At 67.0% G+C, this 25766-nt stretch carries 26 protein-coding genes, 3 tRNA genes and 1 pseudogene; 17 read left to right on the plus strand and 13 right to left on the minus strand.

Annotated features, from left to right (window positions below; translation table 11 throughout):
- Positions 1 to 318: pseudogene (locus A3CU_RS53390) on the plus strand (IS701 family transposase); the annotation flags it as partial.
- Positions 319 to 527: 209 nt separating this feature from the next.
- On the plus strand, positions 528 to 1430 hold the full coding sequence (locus A3CU_RS0104735) for a phosphotransferase enzyme family protein (RefSeq protein ID WP_027941298.1): 903 nt from the start codon (positions 528 to 530) through the stop codon (positions 1428 to 1430).
- On the opposite strand, the gene A3CU_RS0104740 is transcribed toward A3CU_RS0104735, so the two are convergent.
- The gene (locus tag A3CU_RS0104740; RefSeq protein ID WP_245616877.1) at positions 1389 to 2795 is read right to left on the minus strand and encodes an NsdA family TPR-like regulatory protein; all 1407 of its coding nucleotides are present in this window, start codon (positions 2793 to 2795) and stop codon (positions 1389 to 1391) included. The genes A3CU_RS0104735 and A3CU_RS0104740 overlap by 42 nt on opposite strands.
- Positions 2796 to 2979: 184 nt before the next feature.
- On the opposite strand from A3CU_RS0104740, the gene A3CU_RS0104745 reads away from it, so the two are divergent.
- A complete protein-coding gene (locus A3CU_RS0104745; RefSeq protein WP_027941300.1) occupies positions 2980 to 3168 on the plus strand; it encodes a hypothetical protein in 189 nt (62 codons plus the stop codon).
- On the opposite strand, the gene A3CU_RS0104750 is transcribed toward A3CU_RS0104745, so the two are convergent.
- Complete coding sequence (locus A3CU_RS0104750; protein WP_027941301.1) at positions 3165 to 3518, minus strand: GntR family transcriptional regulator; 354 nt, start codon at positions 3516 to 3518, stop codon at positions 3165 to 3167. The genes A3CU_RS0104745 and A3CU_RS0104750 overlap by 4 nt on opposite strands.
- A gap of 145 nt (positions 3519 to 3663) precedes the next feature.
- Here A3CU_RS0104750 and A3CU_RS0104755 point away from each other — a divergent pair, with 145 nt between their 5' ends.
- From A3CU_RS0104755 to A3CU_RS0104790, 8 genes are all read left to right on the plus strand, one after another.
- Positions 3664 to 3903 (plus strand): hypothetical protein, encoded by a 240-nt coding sequence (locus A3CU_RS0104755; protein WP_027941302.1) that lies wholly within the window; start codon positions 3664 to 3666, stop codon positions 3901 to 3903.
- A 91-nt stretch (positions 3904 to 3994) separates the two neighbouring features.
- Positions 3995 to 4789, plus strand: coding sequence for a hypothetical protein (locus A3CU_RS0104760; protein ID WP_043840640.1), 795 nt, complete (start codon positions 3995 to 3997; stop codon positions 4787 to 4789).
- Complete coding sequence (locus A3CU_RS43455; protein WP_084143089.1) at positions 4789 to 6906, plus strand: FtsK/SpoIIIE domain-containing protein; 2118 nt, start codon at positions 4789 to 4791, stop codon at positions 6904 to 6906. Before A3CU_RS0104760 ends, A3CU_RS43455 begins: the two co-directional genes overlap by 1 nt.
- Positions 6907 to 7046: 140 nt before the next feature.
- A complete protein-coding gene (locus A3CU_RS0104770) occupies positions 7047 to 7331 on the plus strand; it encodes a hypothetical protein (RefSeq protein WP_027941304.1) in 285 nt (94 codons plus the stop codon).
- A gap of 33 nt (positions 7332 to 7364) precedes the next feature.
- The gene (locus A3CU_RS0104775; RefSeq protein WP_027941305.1) at positions 7365 to 7877 is read left to right on the plus strand and encodes a hypothetical protein; all 513 of its coding nucleotides are present in this window, start codon (positions 7365 to 7367) and stop codon (positions 7875 to 7877) included.
- Positions 7877 to 9130 (plus strand): DUF3631 domain-containing protein, encoded by a 1254-nt coding sequence (locus tag A3CU_RS0104780; RefSeq protein ID WP_027941306.1) that lies wholly within the window; start codon positions 7877 to 7879, stop codon positions 9128 to 9130. Before A3CU_RS0104775 ends, A3CU_RS0104780 begins: the two co-directional genes overlap by 1 nt.
- Positions 9131 to 9164: 34 nt before the next feature.
- The gene (locus A3CU_RS0104785) at positions 9165 to 9467 is read left to right on the plus strand and encodes a helix-turn-helix domain-containing protein (protein ID WP_027941307.1); all 303 of its coding nucleotides are present in this window, start codon (positions 9165 to 9167) and stop codon (positions 9465 to 9467) included.
- A gap of 13 nt (positions 9468 to 9480) precedes the next feature.
- The gene (locus A3CU_RS0104790; RefSeq protein ID WP_027941308.1) at positions 9481 to 10803 is read left to right on the plus strand and encodes a tyrosine-type recombinase/integrase; all 1323 of its coding nucleotides are present in this window, start codon (positions 9481 to 9483) and stop codon (positions 10801 to 10803) included.
- Between the two features lie 440 nt (positions 10804 to 11243).
- Here the strand turns inward: A3CU_RS0104790 and A3CU_RS0104795 are convergent.
- The 4 genes from A3CU_RS0104795 to A3CU_RS0104810 form a co-directional block, all read right to left on the minus strand.
- Positions 11244 to 11317: transfer RNA gene (locus A3CU_RS0104795), tRNA-Phe, on the minus strand.
- A gap of 29 nt (positions 11318 to 11346) precedes the next feature.
- Positions 11347 to 11420, minus strand: a tRNA-Asp gene (locus A3CU_RS0104800).
- A gap of 14 nt (positions 11421 to 11434) precedes the next feature.
- Positions 11435 to 11507 (minus strand) — tRNA-Glu (locus A3CU_RS0104805).
- Positions 11508 to 11770: 263 nt separating this feature from the next.
- Positions 11771 to 12022, minus strand: coding sequence for a hypothetical protein (locus A3CU_RS0104810; protein ID WP_027941309.1), 252 nt, complete (start codon positions 12020 to 12022; stop codon positions 11771 to 11773).
- A gap of 534 nt (positions 12023 to 12556) precedes the next feature.
- Here A3CU_RS0104810 and A3CU_RS0104815 point away from each other — a divergent pair.
- The gene (locus tag A3CU_RS0104815; RefSeq protein ID WP_027941310.1) at positions 12557 to 12991 is read left to right on the plus strand and encodes a hypothetical protein; all 435 of its coding nucleotides are present in this window, start codon (positions 12557 to 12559) and stop codon (positions 12989 to 12991) included.
- Positions 12992 to 13060: 69 nt separating this feature from the next.
- Here A3CU_RS0104815 and A3CU_RS0104820 read toward each other — a convergent pair whose 3' ends face one another.
- Positions 13061 to 13264: a cold-shock protein gene (locus tag A3CU_RS0104820; RefSeq protein WP_027941311.1), complete on the minus strand. Its 204-nt coding sequence runs from the start codon at positions 13262 to 13264 to the stop codon at positions 13061 to 13063.
- 437 nt (positions 13265 to 13701) lie between these two features.
- On the opposite strand from A3CU_RS0104820, the gene A3CU_RS0104825 reads away from it, so the two are divergent.
- Entirely contained in the window at positions 13702 to 14880 is a 1179-nt protein-coding gene (locus tag A3CU_RS0104825; RefSeq protein ID WP_052371503.1) for a L,D-transpeptidase, read from the plus strand.
- 93 nt (positions 14881 to 14973) lie between these two features.
- Here A3CU_RS0104825 and A3CU_RS52195 read toward each other — a convergent pair whose 3' ends face one another.
- Both A3CU_RS52195 and A3CU_RS0104835 read right to left on the minus strand, forming a co-directional pair.
- Positions 14974 to 15120 carry a hypothetical protein gene (locus A3CU_RS52195; RefSeq protein WP_156960235.1) on the minus strand — a complete coding sequence of 49 codons (147 nt, stop codon included), beginning with the start codon at positions 15118 to 15120 and terminating at the stop codon, positions 14974 to 14976.
- Positions 15121 to 15209: 89 nt separating this feature from the next.
- Complete coding sequence (locus tag A3CU_RS0104835) at positions 15210 to 16562, minus strand: MFS transporter (RefSeq protein ID WP_027941313.1); 1353 nt, start codon at positions 16560 to 16562, stop codon at positions 15210 to 15212.
- Positions 16563 to 16790: 228 nt separating this feature from the next.
- On the opposite strand from A3CU_RS0104835, the gene A3CU_RS0104840 reads away from it, so the two are divergent.
- Complete coding sequence (locus A3CU_RS0104840; RefSeq protein WP_043840642.1) at positions 16791 to 17267, plus strand: PaaI family thioesterase; 477 nt, start codon at positions 16791 to 16793, stop codon at positions 17265 to 17267.
- 130 nt (positions 17268 to 17397) lie between these two features.
- Here A3CU_RS0104840 and A3CU_RS0104845 read toward each other — a convergent pair whose 3' ends face one another.
- The 4 genes from A3CU_RS0104845 to A3CU_RS0104860 form a co-directional block, all read right to left on the minus strand.
- On the minus strand, positions 17398 to 20064 hold the full coding sequence (locus A3CU_RS0104845) for a serine/threonine-protein kinase (RefSeq protein ID WP_027941315.1): 2667 nt from the start codon (positions 20062 to 20064) through the stop codon (positions 17398 to 17400).
- 10 nt (positions 20065 to 20074) lie between these two features.
- Positions 20075 to 21040 (minus strand): glutamate ABC transporter substrate-binding protein, encoded by a 966-nt coding sequence (locus tag A3CU_RS0104850; protein WP_052371456.1) that lies wholly within the window; start codon positions 21038 to 21040, stop codon positions 20075 to 20077.
- Positions 21040 to 22425 carry a hypothetical protein gene (locus A3CU_RS0104855; RefSeq protein ID WP_027941317.1) on the minus strand — a complete coding sequence of 462 codons (1386 nt, stop codon included), beginning with the start codon at positions 22423 to 22425 and terminating at the stop codon, positions 21040 to 21042. The genes A3CU_RS0104850 and A3CU_RS0104855 overlap by 1 nt, the downstream gene beginning before the upstream one ends.
- Positions 22426 to 22824: 399 nt before the next feature.
- Positions 22825 to 24441, minus strand: coding sequence for a thiamine pyrophosphate-binding protein (locus A3CU_RS0104860; protein WP_245616878.1), 1617 nt, complete (start codon positions 24439 to 24441; stop codon positions 22825 to 22827).
- Positions 24442 to 24689: 248 nt separating this feature from the next.
- Between A3CU_RS0104860 and A3CU_RS0104865 the strand changes: the two genes are divergently transcribed.
- The 3 genes from A3CU_RS0104865 to A3CU_RS53850 are packed head-to-tail and all read left to right on the plus strand — an operon-like array spanning position 24690 to position 25764.
- The gene (locus tag A3CU_RS0104865) at positions 24690 to 25055 is read left to right on the plus strand and encodes a hypothetical protein (protein WP_027941319.1); all 366 of its coding nucleotides are present in this window, start codon (positions 24690 to 24692) and stop codon (positions 25053 to 25055) included.
- A complete protein-coding gene (locus A3CU_RS0104870) occupies positions 25048 to 25497 on the plus strand; it encodes a hypothetical protein (RefSeq protein WP_027941320.1) in 450 nt (149 codons plus the stop codon). Before A3CU_RS0104865 ends, A3CU_RS0104870 begins: the two co-directional genes overlap by 8 nt.
- Before the next feature lie 6 nt (positions 25498 to 25503).
- Entirely contained in the window at positions 25504 to 25764 is a 261-nt protein-coding gene (locus tag A3CU_RS53850) for a hypothetical protein (protein ID WP_211246348.1), read from the plus strand.
- Positions 25765 to 25766 lie beyond the last annotated feature (2 nt).

Consider the following 25766-nt stretch of genomic DNA (forward strand, 5'->3'; position numbering starts at 1 on the left):
TTCCACACCGGCAAAGGCCTGGCCGGCCTGGATCAGCACCAAGTTCGCCGCTGGGTCTCCTGGCACCGCTGGACCATCCTGGCCATGCTCGCCCACGCCTTCCTCACCGTCGTCGCCGCGACCGAACGTGCTCGAGAAACAGCATCAACCGGCTGGATTTCCCTAACCTGCAACGAAGTCCAACACCTCTTTGCCACCCTCGCCATCACCCAGACCACCAACACCGCACATCGGCTGCGCTTCTCAAACTGGCGCAGACAACACCAACACCGAGCCCGCCAAGCCCACTACCAGCGACAATCCACCCAAGAACCATGACCATCACGATCTACGGCTGGAGTACTAGCCGTTGTGCCAACACCTGACGTTTAAGAGCAACAGACCTTGCCCGACCTGCCGTTCTTGTAGGTCCGGCCAATCTCACTGACATCCTCCGGATGCGAGGTAGGGTGCGGCCCGCCGCACGGGTGCGCGCCCTACCTCTGCACTCTGCCCTAGTCTGACGAGGGCAGACGGAGGAGAGGCGCATGGTCGACGGGCCGGAGACGTTCACGTCCCAGCGGACGCAAGCGGTGCTGAACGCCGCGTGCGAGTCCTACGGCCTGGACCCGACCGGCGCGGGGCTGCTCCGCTTCGGTGAGAACGCGATCTACGGCCTGGACCGTGCCCCGGTTGTAGTTCGCATTGGCCGCTCGGTGGATGCGGCCAACAAGGAGACTCGCGTTGCCAAGTGGCTCGAACTGCATCACTTCCCCGCTGCCCGGCTGGCTCCTGAGCACGGTGAAGTGATCATGATCGACGGTTTGCCTGTGACTTTTTGGGAACGTATCCCCGACGACTCGACGCCGATCACGCCGGCCGAGTTCGGGAAAGTCCTTCACGACTTACATGCACTGCCCGTACCAGACTGGTTGGACTTGCCAAGTTTCGAGCCCATGCCGAAGGTAGTGGGTCGCGTGAAGGCTATCCCGCCAGGCTATCTCTCAGCTTCGGATCTTGAGTTTCTGCTGCGCCGGTACGAGGAGATCTCGGCCAAGTACAACCAGCTTGATTTCGCGCTGCCGCCGGGACCGGTTCACGGGGATGCCCATCCCGGCAATGTCATGCGCGCACTCGACAGCACGTTGAAGCTGATCGACTTCGAAGACTTCGCCTACGGGCCAAGGGAATGGGACGCTTGCGTGATGGCGGTCCGATACCAAGCCTTCGGCTGGACCTCGGACGAAGAATATCGCTCGTACGTTGAAGCGTACGGGTTCGACCCGATCGAATGGTCTGGCTTCTCGGTCATCCGGGCGGCCCGCGAACTGAACATGACAACGTGGCTTGCGCAAACCGTCCACGAGTCGGAAGAAGTTGCAGTCGAGGTGCGCAAGCGTATTAGGGATCTACGCGACGACCAGGCGCCTCGACACTGGCGAGTCTTCTGAGGGCAAGACACCCCGGGCGAAGTCGAGGAATTCGCGAACCAGCGGTTCTTCCGAATGGGCACTCAGCCGGTCGCGGAAGTCGTCGAGGTAGGAGATCACACGGAACGACTTCAAGCTCATCGCTGTCTCGGCCACGGACTTCGCCACGTGTAGTGCCGCATCGAGGTCGCCGGCTTGCAGGTGGGCGGTCGCGAGCACGGTACGGCAGAACGAGAGACTGCGAACATAGGTCGACTCCGACTCTCGGATCGACTCAGCCGCGTAGTGGTTGGCCAACTCGGCGTTGCCCAGGTCGCGGTAGCAGTGCGCGAATTCCGCGTACAGCTCGGCCAAGTCGAAGTAGTGAATCCACTCGGGGTCGTTTTCGCGGCTTCCCTGGCTCAACCAGCGTTCGGCCGTCAGCAAGGCCGCAGTCACGTCTCCCTCCTTGCGTAGAGACGCGAGAGCCCGCGCTTCCATGGCGTAGAAGAGCGCCATAGTGGTGGGCGTGGCGTGACCGTTGGCGCCCTTGTATGCGGCACGCGCGAGATCGATGGCGCGTTGGTAGTGCCCGAGAAAGTTCGCCTGATGCGACATGTTGGCAAGGATGCGGCCGCAGAGTGCCTTGTCCCCGGCCGCTTTGGCGAGCCGGAAAGCCTGTGTCAGATAGCGTTGCGCAAGGCCATGGGCTCCCGTGTCGTACGCCGTCCACCCGGCAAGCCTTGTCAAAGCAGCGACTTCGCGGAAGTACTCACGCCCGACAGGGTGTTGAGGCGAAACGTGCGGGATGTTCGGCAAGACCTCTTGATCGAGGAAAGCCGCAACGAGCGTTTTCGGGCGTCCTCCGCCGTACTTGTAGTCAAAGCTGCTGAACATGGCCGTCGCTTCGCGGATCGCTTCGACGTCGACCACGGTGATCGGATGCGGTTCAGCGGGAGGGTTGGACCGGTCGTGGTCGGAGTCGGTGAGCCACCGCACGACTAGTCCGCTCCAGGCTTCAGGTACGACGGTCAGCGGCTCCGCCCGGTTCGGCATCCGCAATTCCCGGTCGGTAATCGCGCCCAGGGCCATGACGCTCTGGGCGATCTCCTCCGGGTATTCGAGGCCGGTATCGGGGTTCTGAAGCTCCGTGTAGCCGATCTCTTCGAGGCTTACATGCTCGCCAAGCAGTTCGGTCAGCACGCGCGCGATCAGCTGGCAGGTTCGCGATTGAGGGGTGGTCCCGTCCAGCCACCGCTTGACCGACACATGGTCACACCGAACAGGCTCGCCGCCATCCGACTCGCTCAGCAGACGGACACGCCGAGCCAAGCCCTTGTTGGTCGCCCCCGCCTTCTTGATTACCCCAGCTAGGAGCGTGTTCGGCTGCTTCGTTGTGTCGACCACGCATACCTCCGCAGTCATTAAAGCACCCCCCGTGCACCCCCCGGGTGCACAAATGCACTCCCCCTTGCACCCTGCCGCACCCCCACCCCTCGCCGGTTTCCTTTTCCCATGAGCGACAGCACCGGCCCGGAGCCCCGCTCCGGCCAGCCAGACAAGGCAGTCGCCCAGATGAAAGGAGACCGAAATGGCAAAGAGTCCTTACCCCGTCATCAACCCCGGCGGGGGCCCGATGGGAAAGGTGATCATCGCGTTAGTCCTGATCGCGATCGTCACCCTGGTCATCAAGTACCCGAGCGACGCCGCTCACTGGGTGCGCGGTCTGGGCAGCGTGATCGACGGCCTGGTGGACTTCTTCCGGACGCTGTTCGGCTAGCGATGGTCCAGACGACGTTCGATCTCGCTGAGTCGTCGACGGATTTCGGCGATAGCCTGCCAAAGGCGTTCGTTCCCGCCATCGTCGGCCCGGCCGGCGGACTCGGTCTCGGCGGACTGTGTCCGGACGAACGACCCCTTGCCGTGACGCGTGACGACCAAACCTTCGTCGCGCAAGAGCGTGACAGCGCTCTTAGCGGTGTTGATCGCGACGCCCCACGAGTCAGCAAGCTCCTGGTAAGTCGGCAACTGCGCCCCAGGGCCGTACTCCCCCGCCTGGATAGCGGCGCGCAAGCCCCCTGCCACTTGCAGGTACGGCGCGCGCGGGTCGTCTGGGTCCAGGGAGGCCATACCAACAAGAGTAGGCGAAGCAACTCAGTTAAGTCAGTTCAAGCAAGTCTGTTGACAGAGTTGATAGACAGATCATACGTTGGGCTCCGGCCCGAACGGGGCGCCTCCCCAACGGGAGACCTGGACACACCTTGGAGTCGATCTCATGGATGACCTCATTCCTCCGCTCAGCTACGCACCGGACGGCCTGTACGAATCGGACGTTGACGCGCTGATCGCTGAGTACTTCACGGCGGATGAGACCGCTGTCGAGCTTCACACCGCCACGGATCAGGTTGCGACCAACCGGCATGTACGGCGGCTCGGCCGCCAGACGATCAACGCCGCTTTGCGGGTGCGGTCCGTCGAGTCGCCCGGCACGGAGGAGGGCGGCGAGGCCGCTTGAGTTCGCCCCGGCCCGGCGCACGGAACCGCCAAGAACCAGCCGCCGGGCCGGGTTTCTCCCAACCACCATCAAGTACGTCAGGAGAACACCAATGGTAGGGCTCAAGATGCCCAACAACACGGGGAGCGCGTATCCGCCGTCCGTGGATGCGCTGTTGCCCCGAGTCCGCGAATGGGTCGCGGACCTGGGTTCGATCCCGTCGCGGAACCGGATCATGTCGGAGTTCCGGGTGGGTGCGCCCAAGGCGCGCGTCATCTTGGCCGCGCTCAGGGACGAGAGCGAGACCGCTCCGGTCCGTCCCCGGCAAGCAGTCGCCGAGACCGACAGGGACTCGGAAGCGGAACCAGGTTCGGGTACTCCGGTCGAGCAGGAACGTACGGGGACAGACGTAGAGGTCACCGCAGTCGCGAACTCGGACACAGATCTGACTCGGACGCGGCCGGTCAAGGTGTGGCCGCTGCTGCTTCTGGCCTTGCCCGCGTTCGTCGCGATCTGGGGCGGCTGGGTCGGTCTGGGCCGACTGACCGGGTTCGGCCCGATCGACCTGTTCCCAGGGATCTTCGATGGGGTGTCGATCAACTCGGCGATCACGTTGCCGATCGGGGTGGAGACCTACGCCGCGTTCGCGCTGCGGGTCTGGCTGTCCGGTACGACTCGCTCAGGCCGGGCACGCGAGTTCGCGAAGTGGTCGGCGTTCGGCTCGCTGGGCTTGGGGATGGCGGGTCAGGTGGCCTATCACCTGATGTCCGCCGCGGGCGTCACCCGCGCGCCGTGGTCGATCACCACACTCGTCTCGTGCCTGCCCGTGGTCGTGCTCGGGTGCGGCGCCGCTCTCGCACACCTATTGCGCAACACCATCGACAACGGCCAGGAGGTGAACGACTGATGAGCACCACCGAGGGGTTCAGCGGCGACGACGCCGAGAACGGCGGCAAGGTCATCCCCTTCCCTGCTCCCGCACCAGTCGACACCCCGGCTACCGACAGTTCGACTTGGCTGGACCGGTTGCGCTCCCAGCAGCGTCAGCCGATCCTGCCGCGGTACTTCAAGTCCTTGGCTGAGGCCAAGGAGGCGGGGAAGTGGGTGGGCAAGCACTACGCCCACAAGACCGGCTATCACGTCGCTCGGTCCCCGCTGTACGCGCTCCGGTTGGCTGTGCGTTCCCCGCGCGGGTTGCTGCTGTTGATGCTCGCCACCGGTCGGTACGTGACGGACGCGGAAGGCCGCCCGGCACGATCGGAGACCGCGACCGCGGATAAGGCCGAGCTGTACCTGAAGCTGTCCCAGCAACGGGATCGGCGGGTTGTGCTGCGCTGGATTCAGCTCGGTTTGGTCGCCACGGTGGGCGTTGTCCTGATCATGGTTCTGCCGAAAGTACTGCCGCAGTGGGTGATCTGGGCTTGCGGCGCCCTGGCTGTCGCCCTGCTCGGCAAGTTCGGCTCGACCCGGGATAACCCCGTGGTCTCGACCCATGCGGTGATGGCGCCCAAGGCCCAGAAGCTGACCAGTGACAACGTCGTCCAGGCGCTGTCCGTGCTCGGCATTGCTGGGATCACTCAGGCGTTGGCCAAGAACCCGGACGCCATCGGTTTCACCGCGCCGATTCAGCGGGACGGCCCCGGCTGGCGCGCGGATGTTGACCTCCCTCCTGGGGTCACCGTGGCCGAGGTGATCGAGCGCCGCCCGAAGCTCGCTTCGGCTCTGGGGCGTCCGTTGGGGTGCGTGTGGCCGGAAGGCAATGCCGAGGTCCATCCCGGCCGGATGGTGCTGTGGGTTGGGGATCAGGACATGTCCAAGTCGCCACAACCGGCGTGGCCGCTGCGCAAGACCGGCACTGTAGACCTGTTCAAGTCGCAGCCGTTCGGCACCGACCAGCGCGGACGCTGGGTAGAGATCACCTTGATGTTCGTCTCCATGGTGATCGGCGCGATTCCCCGCATGGGCAAAACCTTCACCTTGCGGGAGTTGCTGCTGATCGCCGGGATGGACCCGCGCGCCGAGCTGCACTGCTACGACCTCAAGGGCACCGGCGACCTCTCGCCGCTGGCTCCGATCTCGCACCGCTACAGGGCGGGAGAGGAACCGCAGGACATCGAATACGCCCTGGCCGACCTTCGCGCCCTGGCCGCCGAGTTGCGGCGGCGCGCGAAGGTGATCCGGGAACTTCCCCGGGATCTGTGCCCGGAGAACAAGGTCACTCCGGAACTAGCCGGCAAGAAGTCGTTGGGTCTGCATCCCATCGTGCTCGGGGTGGACGAGTGCCAGAAGTGGTTCGAGCACCCCGAGCACGGCGCCGAGATCGAGGAGATTGTGACCGACCTCGTGAAGCGTGGTCCCGCACTGGGGTTCGTGACCCTCCTGGCGACGCAACGACCAGACGCGAAGAGCATCCCTACCGCGATCAGCGACAACGCCGTCATGCGGTTCTGCCTCAAAGTCACCGGCCAGCCGGCGAACGACATGGTGTTGGGCACTTCCGCGCACCGCAACGGCATCAAGGCGACCACGTTTTCCTTCCGCGACAAGGGAATCGGCATCCTGCTAGGCGAGGGAGACGAACCGCGCACCACCCGCAGTGTCTACATCGACGGCCCCGACGCCGAACGCCTAGCCGCCCGCGCCCGCGCGACACGGGTGACAGCCGGGAGGTTGACCGGCTATGCCGCTGGGCTGGATCTCACACCTGAGGAAGACGAGGACACAGGCACCCTGCTGCCCGACGTGTTGACCGCCATCGGCGACGCGGACAAGGCCTGGTCGGAGTCCATTGTGGATCGGTTGGCCGAGCTACGGCCGGCCGTCTACGGGCCGTGGGCCGAGTTGCCGACCGGTGCGGCCAAGGCAACGCAGTTGTCCAGCGCACTCAAGCCCTTCGGCATCTCCCCAAAGCAGGTATGGGCCACCGACCCGGCCACCGGCAAGGGTGCCAACCGGATGGGCCTCAAGCGCGAGTGGATCGCTCACGCTATCACCGACCGTAATCCGAAGGCAGGTCACGGCTAGTCCGCCGCAGGGCTCTAGGTCTAGAGCCTCGCCCCTCTAGACCTAGAGCCCTCCCTAGACCCCCAAACCCTTCTTGATCAGCGCCCTAGCACCTAGAGGCGCCTGGTCGACCACGCCCAAAACAGCCTAGGAGACACCCTGTGAACCCCCTCAACAGCTTCACAGCCCCGTTCTTCATCGTCATGGTCTTCGTCGCTCTCGGTTACGCCTGGTCCTGCGCCGTCTTCCCCTACAGGGCATGCCGCTCCTGCCGGGGCTACGGCTACTTCCGGTCGCCGATCTTCCGCGCCATCCGACTCTGCCGCCGCTGCGACGGCACCGGCCGCACCCTCCGCGCAGGGCGCCGCGCCTACAACGCCGCCGCCCGTACCCGTCGCGCCATCCGCCGGGCACAGGACCGCAACCGCCGCGACGGCGACCGCTAAACCCCACCCATTCATTCGCCCCGAAGGTGATCAATGAACCCCGCACTGCTTGACCCCGAACGCCAGTTCCTCGGCTGCCTCATGCAACTCCCGACCACCCCAGCCCGGCGGGTGCTCTCCGGAATGCGCCCCACCGACCTCGCCGACCCCACGGCATCCTTCGTGCTGTACCTCGCTGTCCGCGCCGTCGCGCACGACCAGCCGCCTTCGCCCGCCGTGCTGTTCGAACACGCCCACGAGATCGCCGAACGGCCACGCGCCACCCGACTCCACGAAGTCGGGCTATGGATCGCCAACACCTACCAGGATGCGCCGATCGCCCCCGAGCAGCACGTGGCCTATCTCAAGGCCGTGGTGCTCAAAGCCGCATGGCGCCGCGCCGTCGCCGAACACGCACACCGGCTCCTCCAAGCCGTCGCCGAGTCACCCACCGACGAACTACACGAACTGGCCGACGACACCGCCACCGTCGACGACCTGTGGAGCCGTTATGAGGTCGCCCGTGGTCACGGCACCGTCGCGGCCCGGCTGGAGGTGGCCGCCTGATGAACACGACCCCTCACGGTGCCGAACTGCTCGACACCCTTCACCAAGCCCTGACCCGCTACGTGGTGATGCCCTCCGAGCACGCCACAAACGCAGTCGTGCTCTGGGTCGCCGCGACCCACGCTCAACCCGCCTGGGCACACGCGCCACGCCTGGTTATCCGGGCGCCCGAGCGGCGCTGCGGCAAGTCCCGCCTTCTCGACGTGGTCGAGGCCACCTGTCACGACCCGCTCATCACCGTCAACGCCAGCCCGGCGGCCGTGTACCGCTCCATCACCCCAGATCCGCCCGTGCTGCTGGTCGACGAAGCAGACACCATCTTCGGCCCGAAAGCCGACGGCAACGAAGACCTACGCGGCCTGCTCAACGCCGGACACCAACGCGGACGGCCCGCACTGCGCTACGACGCCGCCAGTTCCACCGTGGTCACCATCCCGACCTTCGCCATGGCCGCCCTCGCCGGCATCGGCGCCATGCCCGACACCATCGAAGACCGCGCCGTCGTCGTCCACATGCGACGCCGCGCCAAAGGAGAGAACGCCGCCGCCTACCGCTCCCGCCGTGACCGGGAACCACTGCGCGCCCTTGCCGGCCAGCTCACCGCGTGGCTGCGCGCCGACCTCAGCACCCTCGAACGGGCCGAGCCGGACATGCCCGTCGAAGACCGCGCCGCCGACACCTGGGAACCCCTCGTGATCGTCGCCGACCACGCCGGAGGCGACTGGCCCGAACGTGCCCGCGCCGCCGCCCTCGCCATGACCCAAGAAGCCAGTGACACCGGCGACATGTCCGACCGGATGCGGCTGCTTCTTGACTGCCGCACCGCCTTCGCCGACGAATTGGCCCTGCCCACCGCGGAACTACTGCGCCGCCTGCGCGCCATACCTGAGTCGCCTTGGGGCGAGTACGGGCCGACCGGGCTCACTGCTATGAAACTCGGCTCCCTGCTCCGCGAATACGGCATCCGCTCCGCCACCATCCGCTTTCCCCAAGCCGGGCAAGCCAAGGGCTACCAACGGGCCGAGTTCACCGACGCGTGGCAGCGCTACTGCCCCGACCCCGACGCGCCCGCAGCGGGACACGCGTCCCAGCCGTACCAGGCTCAAATCCCCAGCTCACAGCGGTACGGCTCACCGCAAGGGTACGGCTCAAGCCGTACCACCCAACAAGCCGTACCGGCCCTGACCAGCGAAAACGACGCTATTACGGCTGGGACGGCCAACCCCCTCCGACTCGTCCGCGACGACGCCTGAACCAGCCACGCTCACAGAGAAGGACACCGACCACATGGCTACCGCCGACGACATCACTGAACTCGCCACCACCCTCGCCAAACTCGCCCGAACCCTTGCCGAACGTGAGACGGAGCCCGTCGCGACGCCTGCCCGCGCCATGCCCGAGCGGATCATGCTCACCGCCGAAGAAGCCGCCGAACGGCTCGGCATCGGACGAACCCTGATGTTCAAGCTGCTCCGCGCCGGCCAGATCGAGTCCGTCCGCATCGGCCGACTCCGCCGCGTACCCGCCTCCGCAATCCAGGACTACGCCGCCCGACTCGTCAACAGCACTACCACCGACAACGCCGCCTAAGAAAGGGAACCGCGTGGCACGCAGCAAGCGCCCGGCTGGAACACGGAACCCCAACGGCGAAGGGAGCCTCTACTACAGCGAATACGACGGCTACTGGCACGCGCGGGTGACCGTCGGCGTACTCGACAACGGCAAACCGGACCGTCGCCACGTCAAGCGCAAGGACGAGGGAGAAGCGCGTGACGAGTACCGCAAGCTACTTGACGAGGTAGACAAAGGCACCGTCCGGAAGAAGGGCCGTCCATGGACAGTTGAACGGTGGCTCAGGCACTGGGTGGAGAACATCGCACCGTTGAACTGCCGCTACAAGACGCTCGCGGGCTACCGCACGGCGGTCTACCGGCACCTGATACCCGGGATAGGCACGCACCGCCTCAACCGCATTGAGCCTGAGCATTTCGAGAAGCTCTACGTAAAGATGATTCGGTCTGGTCTGAAGCCAGGCACCGCGCACCAGGTGCACAGGACCGTTCGTACGGCATTTGGCGAAGCCGAACGACGAGGGCTCGTGATGCGAAATGGCGCAGCGATCGCGAAAGCTCCTCACGTGGAAGAGGAGGAGGTAGAACCGCTCGACGCTGAGGAGATTCAGCGCCTGCTCGCTGCCGCCTTGCGATGCCGAAACGGCGTTCGGTACGTGGTCGCACTGGCGCTCGGTGCACGGCAGGGCGAAGCGCTTGGCTTCAAGTGGGAGTACCTCGACAAGAAGCGGAAGACGCTTCGAGTGCGCAAGGCGCTTCAGCGCCAAAAGTGGCAACACGGGTGCGCTGCCCCACACGCGTGCGGCGCGAAGTACCACAAGGTCGCTCCCTGCAAGGAAGGATGCAAGCGCCATACGCGGGCATGCCCTCCACCCTGTCCACCGGACTGCACCGAGCACGCTCGGATGTGCCCGAAGCGGCACAGCGGTGGCCTGGTCGAGGTAGACGTGAAGTCCCGGGCAGGCCGACGAACGTGGGCTCTCCCCAACGAATTGTTCGAGTTGCTCATGAAGCACGAGGAGGCGCAGAACCGGGAGCGCGAGCACGCCGGGACGGCGTGGCATAACGGAGGCTGGATCTTCACCCAACCAAACGGCAAGCCGTTGGACCCTCGTGCCGACTACGGCGAGTGGAGGTCACTCCTGGAGGAGGCCGGTGTACGCGAAGCACGGCTGCATGACGCGCGGCACACAGCCGCCACCGTGCTTCTAATCCTTGGCGTGCCGGACCGCACCGTCATGGACATCATGGGGTGGTCGACGGCTTCCATGAAGGCGCGGTACATGCACGTCACCGACGAGATCCGCCGAGACGTCGCCAGCCAGATCAACGGGTACTTCTGGAAAGAGAACTGAACCTCGACAAACCCTCTCGCACGCAAACGGCCCCCGCTGACCTAGGCGGCGGGCCGTTTTGCGTCGAGCTGCAAATACCGATGCTAAATCGGCTGATCGGGCTCTAAACTGACTGGTCAGCAAGTGACTTCTCCGCGCACGCGGGGGTGGTCCCTCGGGGGCCTGCTTCGCCTTGACCAGCTCTGCGACTTCCCCGCGCACGCGGGGGTGGTCCCGAGTGCGCCGGTCCGGCCGGGCCGAGCGGCGTGTCTTCCCCGCGCACGCGGGGGTGGTCCCGCGGCGCATGCTGTCGAGCAAGCACAGCGGTCGTCTTCCCCGCGCACGCTGGGGAGTCGTCCCGAGCATGCTGGGAGGGCAACTGAGACCTAAATTGAGCACCTCGGTACGCGAGACAGCCCCCGCTGATCATGGCGGGGGCTGTTTGTGCTGGTCAGAGGATGTGGCCAGGGCCGGGGTCGAACCGGCGACCTTCCGCTTTTCAGGCGGACGCTCGTACCAACTGAGCTACCTGGCCGGAAACGCCGGCGATTGCCAGACGCTTTGCGACCCTGACGGGACTCGAACCCGCGACCTTCGCCGTGACAGGGCGACGCGCTAACCAACTGCGCCACAGGGCCTTGCTTGTACTGCGTACTCCCAACGGGATTCGAACCCGCGTTGCCGCCTTGAAAGGGCGGAGTCCTAGGCCGCTGGACGATGGGAGCTCGGTCAGTTTTCGGCGAACCGACCGACCGCACTCTCAGGTCCCCCCGGGAGCGACTACAAGCATAGGGCACGCCCCCAAGGCGCTCCAAACGGGTATCCCTTTACTTCAATCAAGCCGGTGACCTGCGGTAACGACGCTGACCGCACCCGAGGATCGGGAGGTTCGCCGCGAGCGGCACAGCTGTGGTGCCGGTCACTCTTCACGTGGCGGCGACCATCCCGGCCAAAGGCTGGGTGCGGCCACAAGATCGACCGGGGATCCTCAGCGCTGCACCGGAACCTGGCCCTGGTCATCCGCCACCAGGCCCAGCATGTCCAGCAGCTGTGCGCAGTCCTCGGCGTCGGTCGCACTCGCCGCCACCGCCAGCCTGGCCCGCCGAACCTGATCGTCCGAGATCCGCGAAGCGTCCGCCTGGCCGGACCGCTGCGACGGCACACCGCCCGCCAGTCCACCCCCGGGCTCTCCGCCGTCATACCGCAGGAGGAACTGTCGAACTTCCACCGACCCGCTCATGGCTCCTCCTCATCGCCTCGTGCAAGCAACCTGGCCGCGAGGCTAGCGATCAAAAACAGGCAGCCACAGCCCCCCGCAGAGTGAACCTGCTGCTACGCGACCTGCACGCACAGCCACTACGGGGTGAACGAGCAGGGACGCGGCACCGACCGCGCCGTGGACTTTTTCGAGTCGAGTACTCGCGTATCAGCCCCGAGTCGTGTAACAATCGACTTGCTGACACACCCCCGGTCAGCGCCTGTGGAGATCCCCTCCGACCCCCGCGTTCCTCCCCCTGGCGCGGGGGTCCTCCATTTACGGCGTCACCCCACGGTCGGTTGCGACCCCTCCCGAACGACGCGCTTGCGGGCGACTTGGTTCGGCACCAACACGCTTAGTGATCAAAGGGTCGACCTGGGACGATTTCTCTCAGTAAGATCCACATTGCGCCAAGTGGGCGAGCACTAGCCCGAACGGCCTAGCGTGAACCAAACCGAGTGTGTGTCTTGGGACACAATCGGGTAGCGCCTGAGATCCAAACGTTATCGTGATCGGGTGCCTCTTCCATCGTTAGGACGTCGCAGCAACACCCGCACCGACATCCGGGCGGTCAATCCGGGGCGTCACCGGAACGCTCCGGCCAGGCCGACCAAGGAGGGCCCCACCCCCGTGGAGGACCACGAGCTGACCAGCTACCTGGCCGCCCTGGCGCCGGAAACCAGCCCGGAGAGCACGGGGACCGGCAAGCGGTTCGGCGAGGCGCAGGTCTACCAGTTGCGGATGAACCTGGTGGCCAGCGCGCAGTTGCGGGAGCTCGCGGAGCAGCGCGGAACCTCGCCACAGGCGCTCGCCCGTGACTGGGTGCTGGAGCGGCTGTCGTGGGAGGCGCAGGCCGCCTCCGACCAGCGCCGCCACTTCAAAGACGACGACAACGGAACCCTCAGCACCGACCAGCACGTGTTCAATCAGGACTGGAACGCCAAACCCTGAACCCAACCCCGAAATGAACAAGCCCCCGGCGTACTCGCCGGGGGCTTGCGACGTTCATGGCCGTAAGCGTCAGATGACGCGGACCTTCTGGGCCTGCGGACCCTTCTGGCCCTGCCCGACCTCGAACTCCACGCGCTGGTTCTCCTCGAGGGTGCGGAAGCCGCGCCCGTCGATCTCCGAGTAGTGGACGAAGACATCACCTTCGCCACCGTCCTGGGCGATAAAGCCGAAGCCCTTCTCGGCGTTGAACCACTTCACAGTGCCTTGCGCCACCGCTTTACTCCTCGTTACATCCGCATCGGCAGCCGGTGAACCGGCTCCCGGGCCGTCCCGGGCGGTTCCAACGAGACGAGCAAAGAGCGTGTGCAGCTCAGGGCTCGCGTCAGAAGTTCCGCGAGTGTGAAGCCACGAACACGCAAAACGACGGCCTACGACGCAGCCTACCGGGAACTCGCGAAATCTGAACCCCCGGCGGCAACCGTTCCGCGATGTCACCGAAACGTCGTACTGACGGCCTGGCCGGTTTGTCCGACCAACCCGATAGGCTGATCACCTAGCCGGTGAACAGGGGGCTTGCGACCCAACAGTGAGTTCGATCACTCAATTGGCGGTCAACGTGAGCGATCCGAACGGCGTCTTCCTGGGGACAACGGGGATGAAGGGGTTGGGATCACGTGACCAAACACAGGATCTCGCGGCGGCTGCCGACCATGCTGGTCTGTCTCACGCTCGCCGCCACGCTTGGGATCAGCGCCTGCAGCGGCGGCGCCACGACCACGGCGGCCACCGGCAGTGCATCGGCGGCACCGGACGGTGGTGGGCCCGCGGCCAGCGCCCCCCGGCCGGCCCAGGTGGCCGTCGAACCGGCGAACGGGGCCCGCAGCGTTTCGCCGGTCGACCCGGTCAAGGTCACCGTCACCGACGGGCGGATCGGTGACATCACGCTCGCCAAGCCGGATGGCGGGACCGTCAACGGCGAACTCGCCGCGGACAAGCAAAGCTGGACGGCCACCGAACCCCTCGGCTACGGCAAGACCTACACCTGGCACGGCACCGCGACCGGCACCGACAACAAGCCCGTCGAGATTTCCGGGTCGTTCACCACGGTGTCTCCGAACAAGCAGATTTCCGGCAGCCTGAACGTCGGCGACAACCAGACCTACGGCATCGCCATCCCGATCGCGCTCACGTTCAGCAGCAAGGTCACTGACAAGGCCGCCGTGGAGCGCCGCCTTTCGGTGGAGACCACGCCGAAGACCGAGGGTTCCTGGGCCTGGACGTCCGACACCTCGGTGCACTGGCGGCCGAAGGAGTACTACCAGCCGGGCACGCAGGTGAAGGTCGCCGCGAACATCTACGGCGTCGACTTCGGCAACGGCGCGTTCGGCAAGCAGGATCTGACGGCCGACTTCACCATCGGCCGGTCCGAGATCGTCAAGGGCAACACCCAGACCCACCACATCCAGGTGATCCGCGACGGTCAGCTGGTCGCCGACTACCCGGTGAGCTTCGGGCTGGACTCGGACCCGGGCCGGGTCACGCACAGCGGAACCCACGTGGTGATGGGGAAGTCCGCGACGTACTCGATGTGCAACCCGAAGTACAACTATTGCGACGTGAACGTGCCGTGGGCGGTGCGGATCTCCAACAACGGCGAGTTCATCCACGGCCTTGCCTCATCGGTTTGGGCGCAGGGCAAGAAGAACATCTCGCACGGATGTGTGAACCTGTCGCCGGAGCGCGCGAAGGAGTACTACGACCAGGCGCTCATCGGTGACCCGGTGGAGATCGAGGGGAGCACACAGCAGCTTTCCCCGGCCGACGGCGACTACGCGGACTGGACCTACTCCTGGCAGGACTGGACCAAGCTGTCGGCGATCAACGGCTGAAACGTCTCGGCGGCGCCGCACGGCGCGGCGCCGCCTGACGGGTGGAAGGCAGTGACGGCAAAGCGGGGCTGAGGTGGCTTCCGGCCACCGGCGTCATTCGTCTCTGACGGACGGGTTGGACGGGAGTTCGTTTTCCGAGCCACCGTCCAGCCACCCCGGTACCGGCATCAGTTGCTGGGTCTGGTCGTCAAGCAAGCGGGCGGCCTCGGCCATGCCCGGCAGATCGATCGGTTCGGTCATTTCGTCCCCGCGTTGTCGTGCCTGCGTTGGGCCCTATCTTGCCGTGGCCAGAATCGTCACATTACAGCCGGGGCATCCGCGAGCCTGGCTCAGCTCGTGCTGGCCGCATTCGTTGCGGCCGGCCCAAGCCCGTCGACCCGGGAAATCGGCACTCGCGCGGTTTCCGGGATGAGCAGAATCGGCACCAGACCGATCGCCGCGGCGATCATCAGGTAGAACGCCGGCCAGTCCTCGTTACCGGTGGAATCGATCAAAGCCGTGACGATCACGCCGCAGGTGCCGCCGAACACCGAGGTCGACACGTTGTACCCGATGGCGAAGGAACCGTAACGCACCCGGGTCGGGAACATCGCCGGGAACGTCGACCCGATCACGGCGAGCATAAGCACCAACAGCAGGGCGACCCCGCCGAAGCCGACGATCAGCAGGGCGAGATTTCCGGCCTGCATCAGCTTGATCGCCGGATAACTGAACACCAGGAACCCGATGGCCGCGGTGAGCAGAATCGGTTTTCGGCCGATCCGGTCGGACAGCAAGCCGATCGGCGCGATCAGCGCCATCTGCACCACCTCGACCCCAATGATGATCATGGTCGCGGTGTTGTCGTTGATTTTCAACGTGTTCGTGAAATATGTGGGCATCGTGGTCAGCAACATGTAGTCGGCGACGTTGAGCAGCAGCACGATGCCGATCAGGTTCAGGATCATCCGCCAGTTCCGGAACAGCGCCTCGCGCAGCGGCGCCTTTGCCGCTTTCTGGCCCGCCGCCTCCAGGCGGCGGAACTCCGGCGTGTCTTCCATCTTCGTCCGCAGGTAAAGCCCGATCAAACCCAGCGGCAGAGCGAGGAAGAAGGGAATGCGCCAGGCCCAGTTCTCCACCGCGTCGGCGGAGAACGACAGCGTCACGGTCAGCACCATGGCATTTCCGAGCACATACCCGGTAAGCGTGCCGAATTCCAGGAAACTGCCCCAGAATCCGCGTCGCCGGGTGGGCGCGTATTCCGCGATGAACGTCGCCGCGCCACCGTACTCGCCGCCCGTGGAGAACCCCTGGACCAGCCGCAGCAGCACCACCAGCACCGGCGCCGCGAACCCGATCGCGGAGTACGTCGGCAGGCAGCCGACCAGGAAGGTGCAGCCGGACATCAGCAGGATCGTCAACGCCAGGACGCGCTGCCGGCCGATCTTGTCACCGAGCGGCCCGAAGAAGGCACCGCCGAACGGGCGCACCACGAACCCGACCGCCACCAGGGCGAGCGACTTCAGCACGGCACCGCCGCCTCCGCCGGGGAAGAACACGGTACCGATGCTGGTCGCGATCGCACCGGAGGTGAACACACCGTAGTCGTACCATTCGGTCGCGTTACCCATTGCGGAGGCGAGAACGGCCCGCTTGACCGTTCTGGCGTCGACTTCCCTTGCTTGCTCCGCTGCCTCTGCCATCCGCCCCGACCTCCTCGTCATTTCCGCACCCAACGGCCTAAGTTAGTGACCTTAGTCGATTCAGGTGGAAACTTTCTCGCATAGCGTGGATTCTCGCCTCGTCAAAGCTCGATGTAACGTGTTCTAGTGAGTGAAGAACGACCCAGACAGCGGACCCCATGGCCGCCGGTACCGACAGAGCCCCCGACCCCCCATGCGCAGGCGCCCGGGCCGGGCACCAAGCTGCAGGTGCACTACGACGAGTGCTTCGGCTGCGGCGAACTCGACGGCGGCCTGCACATGCGGTCCACGGTCGGCGAGCACGCGCACGTGCACGCGGAGTTCACCGTCACCGAAGCTCATCAGGGCGCGCCCGGCCTGGCCCACGGCGGCCTGCTGGCCTGCGCGTTCGATGAGGCGCTCGGCTCAGCGGTAGGCAACCTGCTGCAGCGGCCGGCGGTCACCGGGAAGCTGGAGACGGACTTCCTGCGCCCGGTGCCGGTCGGCTCGACACTGTTCATCACCGCGAAACTGGACGGGACCGCGGGCCGCAAGATCTACGCCAGCGCGGACGGGCGGCTGGACTCCGCCGACGGACCGATCGCGGTCCGGGCCCGCGCACTGTTCGTCGAGGTGGCCTTCGAGCATTTCACCAGCCACGGCTACGCCGACGCCATGGAGAGGTTCCGGCGCACCCGCCCCCAAACCTGGGACATCAACCCCTAAGAACTGTTTGACGTGGCTTGCGTGGCGGTGCGGGTAGCGGAACCTGAGACGGTGACAAGGTGACGGCCTCACCGCAAGCGGCTTCGCCGCGTTGAAAACCACCTAGCGGAACCGGATCGGGCCGGCGTGATCAGGTCAGCGTGCGGGGGCGGATCGCGTTGGCGCGGTCCACCAGGGCGATCCGGTCCGTCGCGGTGCCGGCCAGCCGGGCCAGGGAGCGGTAGCAGCGTTCCAGGCCGAACCTGATGTCGCGTTCCGCCAGGGCACAGCCGAGCAGCGTGGCCGCCGTGCGGTAGCCGGGCGGGGCCGAGCTCACCCAGTTGAAGGCGGCTTCCAGAATCTCGATGGACAGCGCCAGCCGGCGTTCGGCGTCCAGGTTGTTGAGCCGATCCAGCCGGGCGCCGGCATCCGCGAGGTCGCGTTCCGACACCGTGCCGTTCGCCGTCGCGGTTGTCCTGATCTTGATCGCGGCCACCTGAGCGGCGGTGAAGTGCGTCGAGGACGAGGGCACCGACTCCAGCACCTCGATCGCGCTGGATCGCGCGCCCTGCGCCAGATACACCCGTGCCAGGCCGAACGCCGCGCTGACGTAGGACCGGTCGGTCCGCCACACGAGCTCGTACAGGCGCGACGCGGCGAAGTAGTCGCCGACCCCCTCCGCGCTCACCGCGAGCGCGAGCTTCGGCGCGATCTCGCCCGGCAGGTCGTCGTAGACCGCCTCGAACGCCATCTGCGCGACTCGCTGGTGCCGCCCCTCGGCCAGCTCGATCAGCCCGCGGTGCCAGTCGATCCGCCAGTCGTGCGGGTAGCCGGCGCGGATGGCCAGGTACTGCGCGGCCTGCAGTTGCCGTCTCGCCTCGGCCAGCTCGCCCAGCTCGATCCTGGCGCGGACGATCCGCAGGCGCACTTCGATCGACTGCTTGGGCGCATTGGCCAGTGCGCCGATCGCGCCCTGCGGGTCCAGCGCGGTCGTGGTGGCCAGCACGCCGGCACCGGCGTCGCTGGTGTCGACCTGCGGGATCGGCAGGCCGCTCACCACCTCGACCCGGTCCGGCACTCCAACGGCCGCCTCCGGCTTCCCGTTGCCCGCCGCGCCACGGGTTTCCGGCACGACGAGGTCCACCCCGAAGGCGTTCGACTCCGGACCGAAGACGGTGGACGCGCCCGGCCGGGGCTTTCCCGTGCCCATGGCGATGATCTCGCGCAGCACCCCGGCGAGCTGGTCGTGCATGTCCTCGGCGGTGATGAAGCGGCGGTCCGGATCGGGATGCGTGGCCCGCTTCAGGAACCGGTAGTAGGAGCCGAAAAGCTTGAACAGCGGCACCTCGTCGGGCGTGGGCAACTGCTCCTTGTACTTCGTCGTGTAGCCGTTGAACTCGAAGCTCAGCACGGCGAGCGTGCGCCCGACGGTGTAGAGGTCCGAAGCCACCGAAGCGCCCTGCCGGGCCAGTTCCGGCGCCGCGTAACCGGTGGTGAAGAACAGCGGGCTGCTGTAGTCGTCCATGTGGCGCACCGCACCCATGTCGATCAGCTTGAGCTGCTCGCGGGTCTGGATCACGTTGTCCGGCTTGAGATCGCAGTAGAGCAGGTTCTGGCTGTGCAGATAGCCCATCGCGGGCAGGATTTCCAGGCCGTAGGCGATGACCTGGCCGATCGGCAGCGGGTCGGGGCGGCCGCTCTTCCGATGGTGTTCCAGCGCGATCTGCCGCAGCGACTGCCCGCCGATGTACTCCATCACGATGTAGCCGACGGAATGGCCGGTCTTGGGATCGGGATGCTGCACGAAGTTGTAGATCTTGACGATGTTCGGGTGCTCGACCTCGGACAGGAACCGGGTCTCGTTGACCGCCGCGGCGACCGCGTTCGCATCCCCGGTGTCGATCAGTCCTTTGAGGACGACCCAGCGATTGTTGACGTTGAGGTCCTGCGCCAGGTAGATCCAGCCGAGGCCGCCGTAGGCGATCGCGCCCAGGACCTCGTACTGCCCGCCGACGAGATCGCCCCGGTGCAGCTTCGCCATGAACGAGTACGACGTGCCGCACTTCTCGCACACGCCTTCGGGTCCGGCGTCGCCCCGGCCGACCTTCGCCGAGCACTGGCCGCAGAAGCGTTTCTCCTCCGACACCATCGGATTGGCAAGCACCGCGGACGCCGGGTCGCGGTAGGGCACCGGCGGCACCTCGACCAGGCCCGCACCCAGCCGCCCGCGCCCAGAGCGACTCCGTCCGGTGCGCCGGGAGGTACCGGGAAACGAGCCGGTTCCGCTGCCGGTGCCGGTGCCGCTACCCGTGCCGGGCACGGGCACGCTGCCGCTGATGCTGTCCGGCAGCACGCTTTCGGTACCCGGATCGGGCAGTTCGACGCTCTGCGCGGGCGGCGGCGCGGGCGGCATGATGCTCTGGGTCGGCGGCGCGGGGCTGGCGAGCACACTGGTCACCTGCACCTGGTCCGCCCCGGGCGCGCCGAGCTGAGCAGCCGGAACAGGCGGAGCCGGGCGCTGCGCCGGGGCGGGCGGCCGCGCCGGCGGGACGGGCCGGCCGACCGGCTGTCCGGGCCTCGGCGGAACGGGCTGCGCCTGGCTCGCCCGGGATGGCGGGGCCTGCGGGGGCGGCGGCGACTGCGGGGCCTGCGGCGGCTGTGGGGGTGGCGAGGATTGCGGGGGTGATGGCGGCTCCTGCGAGCCGGTCAGCTCCGCGATCGACCGGGTCCAGCCGGTGCCCCTCTCCTCGTCCAGCTGACTGGAAACCGATTCGTCGTCCGGCGCCGCGTGCCGCGGCCGGCGTGGCTCTTCCGACATTTCGTCCCCCTCACCGATACGTCACGGACGGCGGCGAAGCCGAGCCGAGTTCTGAAAGCCAGGCGCTGTAGCTTTGTCGCCACGCGTTGCCGTTGCGCACGTTGTCCAGGACGTAGTTCACGTAACGGACCATGTCCTCGTGTCCCTTGGGAATCCCCACTCCATAATCTTCCTCGGTGAGCCGGGGGCCGACCACCTCGAGGTTCGGGTCCTGCCGGGCCATCCCGGCCAGGATCGTGTCGTCGGTGGAAACCGCGTCCACCTGCCCCTGCTGGAGCATGACCAGGCAGTCCGCCCAGTTCCGGACCGACACCGGAATCGGCCGCTCCGGGGCTTTCGCAAGGTTTGTCAAGGAGGTGGAATCCTGGGCCGAGCACACCTTCTTGTCGCGCAGGTCGGCCAGGCCCCGGAAGCCCTTGGACTTCTGTACCAGCACCCGCTGGCCCGCGACGTAGTAGGTCGAGGAGAAGTTGACCTTCTGCAACCGGTCGCAGGTGATGCTGTAGGTGCGAACCACGATGTCGACCTGGCCGCTGGTCAGCATGTCCTCCCGGCTGGAGGACGGGATGGCCTTCCACTGGACGTGGTCGCGCCAGTCCCCGAACAGCGCGTTCGCGATCTGCTTGACGATGTCGATGTCGAAGCCTTCGAAATCGCCCTTGGCCGGGTCGAGGAACCCGAACAGGAAGGTGCTCGAATCGACTCCGGCGATCAGGCGGCCCCGCTGCTTGATCTCGGCCATCGTGGAACCCGCCGGGATGGCCGAACTCGGCGCGAGACTGCGGGTGTCGCAGTCGGTCGCGGCCTGGCCGTTGGCAGGAGGCGGCGCGGTGTTGACACTGGCCGGCAGGGGCGCCTGCACGTTGCCGATCGACGCCGGATCCACCGGGGTGCGCGAGCTACCGCAGGCCGCGGCGAAAAAGGCGACGGCGGCGAACAGACCGAGAACTCGCGCAGTGCCGGTAACACGTCTCATCAGCGGTACTCCCTCAACCGGTCCCGGATCCCGATGGTCACGCCGCCCGCGGCGACCAACGTGAGTGCCGCAACGCCCGGAGCCAGCAGTATCAAAGCGTTCTCGCCCTCGTTGGTCTTGTCGACGAACGTCTGCCGGCCGTTATCGATCGCCTTGCCCAGCGCCGTGTCCAGGTTGGAGAACAACGTCTCCGCGTTGTTCGGCCGCGACGGGTCGACGGCATCCTTGACCGCGTCCACATAGTCGCCCCCGTCGTCCTTAGCCCGCACTTCCTTGTGCGTGGACAGCCATTTGTCGGCGTTGTCGATGGCGGTCTGCACCTGGTTGGCGGCCTCGCCGTCGAGCAGCCCCTTCGCCTCGTGGAGCATGTTGGTGAACATCGGTGCGAGCTGCTGGAAAGTCGTTTCGTACTCCGCACCACCGCCGCGGGAGACCAGGGTCAGGGTCTCGTCCCCGCGGGCCTGCACGGCCGCGCCACGGGCCTGGATCAGCACGTCGACCGGGTGGCTGCCGTCGTCCCGGCCGCTGCCCACCAGCAGGCCCTGCACGACCAGCGCGGCCGAGCCCCACAGCAGGACGAGCCCCATCGCCACGGTCGCCACCACCAGGCCGACGTTGAGCAAGCGGTTGGTGCGTCGGGTCAGGTAGCGCTGGGTGACTACGAGCGCGGCGAGCGAGGCGAGCAGCAGCACCGCCGTGAACCAGGGAATGCTGCTGGCGTCGCTCTGCTGTGCCTCCAACTCGGCGACATCGAGCTGGTACAGAGTGCCCGCGGCGTCGAGGATCTTCGTGCGCATCAGGTTCGACGCCTCCTGCAGGTAGGCCGCACCGACCGGGTAGCCCTGCAGGTTGTTGGCCCGCGCCCGCTCCACCAGGCCCGTGTAGGCCGGTAGCTGCTGGCTGATGAGGTTGACCTTGTCGGCCGCGTCGCCGGTGGCTTCCTGGGCGGCCCTGGCCAGCGCCGAGCCGGCGCGGGCGATGTCGGCGTCGTAGCGGCCACGCAGCTCGGCCGGCTCGGGCCCGGTGATCAGGAAGGCGATGGACGCGGTGGCGTCGGCGTCGGAGAGGGAGCGGTAGACCTCCTGCGCGGCGGCGGTCAGCGGCTCGCGGTGGCTGATCAGGTCCTCGGTCGTGTTCTTCTTCTGCTGGGCCATGATGGAGCCGACGACCCCGGTGAGCAGGGTGAGCGCCACCAGCCCGACCGCGATCAGGGTGAGCAGGCCCGGCGTGGTCCGCGCGGAACGGACCACCCCGCGGACCGCGGCGGCGGGCAGGTCGAGCAGGCCGGCAAGCCCCGACCGGGCGGTTTCCGGTGGTGGCGTTGGAACTCCAGGCTCCGGCGCCGGCCCGTTCGGCGCAGCCGGCCGCACCACCGTTGAAGTCATTGGTTCCACCCCTCGCGCAATCACCACTGGCAAGAAGGTATCCGAGTCCCCTTGACGAGCCAACGCCTCCTGGCCGGAACCGGACGCTCTCATTCAGAACGTTTGCGGGGGTCTGGGGGTGACATCCGTTGCCGGCCGGCGGTTGGCAACGACGGCGGCCTGCCTCCCCGCCCACGTGCGGGGGGGTCTGGGGGTTCCGCCCAGTCGGGGTGTGGGGGCAGTGCCCCCACAAGGCAGCGTCGCCGGGCATTACCTCGGGCGGTCATCTCATTTTTGAATAACGTCCCGACCGAAAGCCGGGCCACGCGGCCGCCCGCGATTCCGGACGGAAATCTTCGCGAAGGCGTTATTGACGGGTTACATCACAGAAACACGTTGTGTTCGGCAGCATCATTCGGCTCAGCCGGAACGATCGGTATGGAACAGCGCGGACAGCCGGACGTCCGGGTCGATCACGTCGGGGTCGGTGCGCACGTCGATCACGGTCGGCCGCTGGTGGTGCAGCGCCCGGCTGATCGTCGGTTCGAGCTGTTCAGGCGACTCGATGGTGTACCCCACGGCGCCGAAGGTGCGCGCCCAGGCCGCGAAGTCGACCGCGCCGAGCGAGACCCCGGACAGCCGGCCGTGGGTCCGCGCCTGGTGCATCGCGACCTCGCCGAAGAGCCCGTTCTGCACGACCACCACGATGATCGGCGCCCGGTAGCGCACCGCCGTCTCGATCTCCGGCCCGGTGATCATCATGCTGTTGTCCGCGACCATCGCGACCACCGTGCGCTTCGGCGAAGCGAGCTTCGCGGCGATCGCGGCGGGCACGGCGTAGCCCAGCGTCCGGTCGGCCGGCCCGAGCTGCGTGTTCGGCTCGGTGAAGCACCAGTAGCGCTGCACGAACCTGGCGAAGCTACCGGAATCGACGGTGACCACGGTCTTTTCCGGGACGACCTTGCGCACCGCGCGCACCACCTCGGCCGGATGCACCAGCGCGTTGCCGCGAGTGTCCGGTGGTGTCATGAAGGTGTGCGTGACCGCGTTGGCCGCCGAACTGCGCCGCGTGCGCGGCTCGGCGATCCCGCTCAGTTCACGCAGGAACGGGCCGATCTCGCAGTCGATGCGGAAGGTGAGCCCGCTGCGCAACGGCGCGGGAACGCCGGAGCCGATCAGGACCAGCGTCTGCGACGGCAGCGGATAGCGGTAGTTCTGCGTGGTGACCTCGTCGAGCTGCGCGCCGACCGACAACACCAGATCGGCCCGGTCGAGCGCGTCGAGCTGCCGGGACGGGATACCGATGCCGAGGTGACCGGCGTACCGGGCGTGGTTCTCCGGGAAGGCGTCCTGCCGCCGGAAAGCGTTGTACACCGACAGCCCGAGCTTGTCCGCCACCGCGATGAGCTCCTCTCGCGCGGGGCGGGCCCGGCTACCCGCGATCGCCACCGGGTAACGGGAATCCGCCAGCAGCGCGGCGACCTCGTCGGCCGAGCGCAGCAGCGCTCCGGCGCGGTCGGGGGTGATCGCGGGCACCGGGACCGGACCGTCGAAGGGCGCGACCCAGAAGTCCGTGGGCACGGCGAGCACGGCCGGGCCGCGGCGGCCGGTCTGCGCCTCGGCCAGTGCCTCGGCGATCAAACCGGGCGTTTCGACGGCGGTCCCGGCACGGGCGACCCACTTCGCGTACGGGCGGAACGACTCGATCAGGTCGGGTTCGTCGGGCACGCCACCGGTGAGGTTCAGCGCGGGCCGCGCGCCGAGAAGCACGACCATCGGCGTCTCGTCCTGGTACGCGGTGTGCACCCCGGCCAGCAGGCTGATCGCGCCCGGGCCGCGGGCACCCAGCAGCAGGGCGGGCACGTCGCGCAGCTTGCCCTCGGCTTCGGCCATGAACGCCGTCCCGGCCTCGCTGCGGGCGGTCACCAGGGACAGCTTCGGCTCGAACTGGCAGGCATCGAGCAACTCGAGAAAGGAGTCTCCGGGCACGGTGTATGCGCGCCTGACACCGGCCTCGACCAATACCCGGACCACCACCTGGGCGACGGTCCAACTCTCCTCGTGCGTGATGAGTCAAGGTAAGCAATGATCGTTAAGCCAGTCAAGTGACAGGTTGTATCGAACGCCGACCCCACGGTAACCAGCGCTGGTCAATTTCGATCATGCATACGAATAAGTTATCGTAAATAGACCCGGCTGAAACGGTTTTTCGTGACCGCCTATAATGCTCCGACAGTAATCGGTAATTGTCTTGGCAGCGCCGGGCGAACGCGGTCGGAGGAACGGTGATCACGGGTTTTTCGGTGGCGGTCGCGGTGAGTTCCCTGGTCGTGGCCGGCTGGAGCTTCGTGCTCGCGGCACGCGGCCGGGAACCACAGCGGGCCTTGCTGGCCGGTCTCGCGGTGGTCGAGACGCTGCTGGTCGCCCAATTGGTCATCGGGATCGTGCTGCTGATCTCCGGGCAACACCCGGGTTCGCTCGTGACCTACCTCGCCTACCTCATCGGGTCGCTGCTCGTGGTGCCGGCAGGCACGGTGTGGGCGCTGGCCGAGCGGAGCCGGTCGAGCACGGTGGTGCTCGGCATCACCTGCGTGGCGATCCCGGTGATGGTGTTGCGGCTGTACCAGGTTTGGAGCGGTACACATGCCTGACGAAACGTCCGGAGACGCCGGGGAAGACAAGGCGGACACCACACCACGAGCCACCGCGAGCGGCCCCGGCCGCGTACTGGTCGCCGTGTATGCGATCTTCGCGCTGGCCGCCACCTCGCGGGCGGGCGTGCAGATCGCCACGAATTTCCACCAGGCGCCGGTGGCCTACGCGTTGTCCGCGTTCTCCGCGGTCGTCTACGTGGTGGCGACCGTCGCGCTGGCCCGGTCCGGGCGCACCTGGTGGCGGCTCGCCGTGGCGGCCTGCACCGTCGAGTTCGTCGGCGTGCTGACCATCGGCACCCTGAGCGTGTTCGACCGGGCGGCCTTCCCGGAGGCCACCGTGTGGTCGGTGTATGGCGAGGGCTACCTGTTCATTCCGCTGGTGCTGCCGGTGATCGGCCTGTTCTGGCTGCGGCGCACCGCGCCGTCTGCGGGCCGGTAGCGGGCCATGGTCGAACTGCGCGTGCTGGGACCGGACGACTGGCGGCTGTGGCGCGAACTGCGGTTGGCGGCACTGACCGAGGCGCCGCAGGCGTTCGAGGCGACGCTGGCGGACTGGCAAGGGAATGGCGACCGGGAGGAACGCTGGCGTGCCCGGCTCGCGATCCCGGGCTCCCACAACGTCATCGCACTCGCCGGCGACCGTCCACTCGGGATGGTGAGCGGGGTGCCCATCGGCGAGGGGGTCGTGGAGCTGATCTCCCTGTGAGT

Source organism: Amycolatopsis taiwanensis DSM 45107 (genome assembly GCF_000519205.1).
Taxonomy (GTDB): domain Bacteria; phylum Actinomycetota; class Actinomycetes; order Mycobacteriales; family Pseudonocardiaceae; genus Amycolatopsis_E; species Amycolatopsis_E taiwanensis.

Bases quoted from the DNA above. Each gene is read 5' to 3' on its own strand.
- A3CU_RS0104870 (WP_027941320.1), top strand. From the start codon at position 25,048: ATGCCTGACGAAACGTCCGGAGACGCCGGGGAAGACAAGGCGGACACC.
- A3CU_RS53850 (WP_211246348.1), top strand. From the start codon at position 25,504: ATGGTCGAACTGCGCGTGCTGGGACCGGACGACTGGCGGCTGTGGCGC.
- A3CU_RS0104845 (WP_027941315.1), bottom strand. From the start codon at position 20,064: ATGTCGGAAGAGCCACGCCGGCCGCGGCACGCGGCGCCGGACGACGAA.
- A3CU_RS0104745 (WP_027941300.1), top strand. From the start codon at position 2,980: ATGGCAAAGAGTCCTTACCCCGTCATCAACCCCGGCGGGGGCCCGATG.
- A3CU_RS0104735 (WP_027941298.1), top strand. From the start codon at position 528: ATGGTCGACGGGCCGGAGACGTTCACGTCCCAGCGGACGCAAGCGGTG.
- A3CU_RS0104825 (WP_052371503.1), top strand. From the start codon at position 13,702: ATGCTGGTCTGTCTCACGCTCGCCGCCACGCTTGGGATCAGCGCCTGC.
- A3CU_RS52195 (WP_156960235.1), bottom strand. From the start codon at position 15,120: ATGACCGAACCGATCGATCTGCCGGGCATGGCCGAGGCCGCCCGCTTG.
- A3CU_RS0104755 (WP_027941302.1), top strand. From the start codon at position 3,664: ATGGATGACCTCATTCCTCCGCTCAGCTACGCACCGGACGGCCTGTAC.
- A3CU_RS0104785 (WP_027941307.1), top strand. From the start codon at position 9,165: ATGGCTACCGCCGACGACATCACTGAACTCGCCACCACCCTCGCCAAA.
- A3CU_RS0104780 (WP_027941306.1), top strand. From the start codon at position 7,877: ATGAACACGACCCCTCACGGTGCCGAACTGCTCGACACCCTTCACCAA.
- A3CU_RS0104750 (WP_027941301.1), bottom strand. From the start codon at position 3,518: ATGGCCTCCCTGGACCCAGACGACCCGCGCGCGCCGTACCTGCAAGTG.
- A3CU_RS0104760 (WP_043840640.1), top strand. From the start codon at position 3,995: ATGGTAGGGCTCAAGATGCCCAACAACACGGGGAGCGCGTATCCGCCG.
- A3CU_RS0104810 (WP_027941309.1), bottom strand. From the start codon at position 12,022: ATGAGCGGGTCGGTGGAAGTTCGACAGTTCCTCCTGCGGTATGACGGC.
- A3CU_RS0104855 (WP_027941317.1), bottom strand. From the start codon at position 22,425: ATGACTTCAACGGTGGTGCGGCCGGCTGCGCCGAACGGGCCGGCGCCG.
- A3CU_RS0104835 (WP_027941313.1), bottom strand. From the start codon at position 16,562: ATGGCAGAGGCAGCGGAGCAAGCAAGGGAAGTCGACGCCAGAACGGTC.
- A3CU_RS0104775 (WP_027941305.1), top strand. From the start codon at position 7,365: ATGAACCCCGCACTGCTTGACCCCGAACGCCAGTTCCTCGGCTGCCTC.
- A3CU_RS43455 (WP_084143089.1), top strand. From the start codon at position 4,789: ATGAGCACCACCGAGGGGTTCAGCGGCGACGACGCCGAGAACGGCGGC.
- A3CU_RS0104850 (WP_052371456.1), bottom strand. From the start codon at position 21,040: ATGAGACGTGTTACCGGCACTGCGCGAGTTCTCGGTCTGTTCGCCGCC.